The following is a 738-nucleotide window of genomic DNA, read 5'->3' as shown; positions in this document are numbered from 1 at the left end:
TCTATTTCCTGTAGATATAAAAGGCCGTGGACGAGTACAGGCTGTTGATGTAGATATACTGGTCGATGGCGTTGAAATCCATAAGGATGATTTAATTTTTGCAGATAACGATGCAATTTGTGTCATTCAAAATTGATATTTGTATTTTCTGTTAATATTTTTGCGGTCTTTATTATTAAATCTATGCCTTTATATAAAGGCGGAGAAATTACCGATATTAATATTATTTTATCTCTATTGTGTATTTGCCAAATGTTCTCTGTTCTACTAAATTCATTTCTCAATGTCTCGTTGCAATGATAATATATTGATTCTTGATTATATAGTTGAGTTAAACACTTGTCCCAATTAGTTCTTCCAATATAATAGCGGCAGGATTCTAATATTCTTTTCTCTCTTTTTGTTTTTATCCTGAATATTTTATCCCTCCATACTTGCCTTATTGAATCTAGTATATTAAAGTTGTTGTAGAGAAGATAATCAGAATTATTATATCCCGGAGGAAAGTAGGCGTAGGCGTAGGCGTAGAGTACTCCTTGTATATGGATTACTACAGGTATATCTGTATATTGCGCCAATAATCCAAAACAGTTTTCTGAACCAAATACCTGTATAATATCAGGCTTAAAATCGTCAATTATTTTTAAGCAAATCGGTATTATTTTCTGTTCTTCAATATCAAAAATAATCCTTCTCTTAAGCCAATTTATTTTTTGCCGTGCATTAATAGGATAGTAC

The 738-nt window shown here is 31.2% G+C and carries 1 protein-coding gene; it reads right to left on the bottom strand.

Translation table 11 applies throughout. The features are described from left to right. Nucleotides 1-122: 122 nt before the first annotated feature. The coding region (locus AWU74_RS11910) for a hypothetical protein (RefSeq protein WP_202966429.1) at nt 123-738 on the bottom strand (616 nt) is incomplete at its 5' end.

It is taken from the genome of Treponema endosymbiont of Eucomonympha sp. (genome assembly GCF_001028545.1).
This window is presented reverse-complemented; position numbering and strand designations above follow the sequence as displayed.